This window comes from Methylophaga muralis (assembly GCF_001720165.1).
Classification (GTDB): Bacteria; Pseudomonadota; Gammaproteobacteria; order Nitrosococcales; family Methylophagaceae; genus Methylophaga; species Methylophaga muralis.
Genome location: NZ_MCRI01000080.1, coordinates 1 through 2,611, shown reverse-complemented (window position 1 = coordinate 2,611; position 2,611 = coordinate 1). Strand labels below are relative to the sequence as shown.

The 2,611-nt window shown below is 41.8% G+C and carries 4 protein-coding genes; 3 read left to right on the top strand and 1 reads right to left on the bottom strand.

The window, feature by feature from the left end; all coding sequences use genetic code 11:
- From A9E74_RS13610 to A9E74_RS13600, 3 genes are all read left to right on the top strand, one after another.
- The coding region (locus tag A9E74_RS13610) for a ferritin family protein (RefSeq protein ID WP_084003103.1) at positions 1-314 on the top strand (314 nt) is incomplete at its 5' end.
- A 97-nt stretch (positions 315-411) separates the two neighbouring features.
- The gene (gene ccoN / locus A9E74_RS13605; protein ID WP_069297135.1) at positions 412-1,839 is read left to right on the top strand and encodes a cytochrome-c oxidase, cbb3-type subunit I; all 1,428 of its coding nucleotides are present in this window, start codon (positions 412-414) and stop codon (positions 1,837-1,839) included.
- Between the two features lie 57 nt (positions 1,840-1,896).
- A complete protein-coding gene (locus A9E74_RS13600) occupies positions 1,897-2,097 on the top strand; it encodes a CcoQ/FixQ family Cbb3-type cytochrome c oxidase assembly chaperone (protein WP_069297134.1) in 201 nt (66 codons plus the stop codon).
- Between the two features lie 93 nt (positions 2,098-2,190).
- Here the strand turns inward: A9E74_RS13600 and A9E74_RS14415 are convergent, their stop codons facing one another.
- The gene (locus A9E74_RS14415) at positions 2,191-2,367 is read right to left on the bottom strand and encodes a hypothetical protein (protein WP_176718943.1); all 177 of its coding nucleotides are present in this window, start codon (positions 2,365-2,367) and stop codon (positions 2,191-2,193) included.
- Positions 2,368-2,611: the final 244 nt, after the last annotated feature.

The window sequence follows — 2,611 nt, the reverse complement described above, 5'->3', positions numbered from 1 at the left end:
AATTAGCTAACTTTATGCAAGATCACCAAAATCATATTGCTGCGTTGAGTCAGCTGGTAAGTCAGGAGGGTGGTTCCCCTGCAGATGGTGCTGATATGAAAGTCATTCTTACCAAAGGCAAAGTGGTCATCGCTAATTTAGGTGGTGATGAAACCATCCTGAAAGCCATGTTGATGAATGAAGAGGTCACCAACAAAAGCTATGAGAAAGAAGTTAAAAAAGATTTCCCTCAACCTATTCAAGCTATTTTGATGGCTCACCTGGACGATGAACGACGCCACAAAGAATGGTTAGAAGTCGCCTTGCTCGAATAAATAAACGGGAGATGGAAAGTTAGTTTCTATAGAAGCTAAATCCATCTCCTTTTTTGTGAGGATACTGCAGTCAAAGTATTTTACGGGGAGAAGGTCAATGGTCGATTCAGCTGAAGGGTATAACTACTCCATCGTAAAATATTTTATGGTCATGGCCTGTATCTATCTTGTGATAGGCACAGGAGTCGGCGTATTTATCGCCTCACAACTGGCCTGGCCCGATTTAAATTTCGATATTCCTTATATTACCTTTGGCCGTTTACGCTCGGTGCATACCAACACGGTGTTGTATGGTTTTGCTGGAACGGTATTGGTGGCAACCGCATTTTATGTTGTGCAGCGCACTAGCCATGTCAGATTATGGAGCGACAAATTAGCCTGGTTTACCTTCTGGGGCTGGAATATTTATATGCTCGGCATCTTTATTACCTTGCCACTCGGCTTAACCCAAGGTAAGGAATATCATGAAGCCGAATGGCCGATGGACATCCTGCTTGCCTTTGTATGGGTCGCTTTCTTAATTAACTTTACGATGACCTTAGCCATTCGCAAAGTGAGCCATATCTACGTCGCCAACTGGTTTTATCTCTCCCTGTTAATCATGTTCACCTTTTTGCATGTGGTCAATAGCCTGGCGATTCCGGTGGGCATGTGGAAATCCTATTCTGTTTTCGCCGGGGTTCAGGATGCAATGGTTCAATGGTGGTGGGGACATAACGCCGTAGGTTTTTTTCTCACAGCTGGCTTTTTAGGCATCATGTATTACTTTGTACCCAAGCAAGCTAATCGCCCGATTTATTCCTACCGACTTTCAATAATTCACTTTTGGGCATTAACGTTCGGCTATGTCTGGCTCGGTGCACATCATCTGCAATACACGGCATTACCGGACTGGACCGGTTCCTTAGGTGCAGCCATTTCACTTGCCATGATCATTCCTTCATGGGGTGGGGCATTGAACGGAATGTTTACCTTAAGTGGTGCATGGAACAAGCTACGTACCGATTATATTTTGCGTTTTCTGATCGTCTCTCTGGCTTTTTATGCCATGTCGACTTTTGAAGGACCGGTTATGTCCTCAAAAACAGTGAATGCCTTGTCTCATTACACTGATTGGACTATCGGACATGTACATTCAGGAGCATTAGGCTGGGTGGCGATGATTTCGATTGGTGCCATTTACCATATGACCGAACGGATGTGGAACACCCAAATGTTCTCAGTAAAACTGGTCAATCTGCATTTTTGGATGGCAACGATCGGTACCGCTATTTATATAACATCGATGTGGATCGCCGGCATCATGCAGGGATTGATGTGGCGTGCTTATGATGATTACGGAAATCTGTCCTATACCTTCGTAGAATCCGTCGCGGAAATGTATCCCTACTATGTCATGCGTACTTTTGGTGGATTTATCTTCTTCTGTGGTGCTGTGCTAATGCTGTTCAATGTCATTAGAACTATTCGCCAGGCTTCTTCGAAGACTATTTCAGCTAATAATCAAATTCCTCAACAGAGCTAATTTAAAACCGATTAGAGGGGTTCATAAAGAAAACATTTACTCATTAGGAGTGAAAAAATGGTTGAAATATTAACAACAATTTTTGCGACAAATGTTGACCTAATGACAGCAAAAGATTGGTTAGGAACGTTAACCACCGTTATATCTTTTGTTCTTATGTGCATGGCGTATTTTTGGGTATTTCATCCAGCGAATAAGGCTAAGCTCGAAGCTCACAGGCATCATCTTTTAAAACATGACATTGACGAGCCTCTATAGATAATTGTTTAAATCAAGACAGGGACGTAGGGGGATTTAATGCAAAAATCAGATCTGTAACAAAAGTTTATTTTTTATGATCATCTTCAGTTACTAAAAACTCCAAACCCGCCCCGACATCTTCCTCACCACAAGCAGCCATATCATCCGGCTACCAGCCTGAGCCTCTTTGTGGGTCAATATCAAATCTCGTCGTTCTTTAAGACTTTCTGCTTGAGAAAAGTCTGGTTCGTCATCTTCTGGCATGTTAACGATGGGTTTATCGTTCATCTTATTTAACTCTTATCTGAGTGAAATTATGACCCTGAGGTGAGCCAGGAATTCCATTGAATATTGGCAAATAAAATTCTGGCAGATATCTCTTTAAGTGCAATATGGGCATAAAATCAGATATGAATAAACCATACGACTATTAAAACACCTGAGATATTGTCATCTTAAAAAAGCTTGTCAAAGTATTCAGAATAAAATCTTTCAACTCTATTTATTGGCACCAAGTGGCTGAAAGGCACTC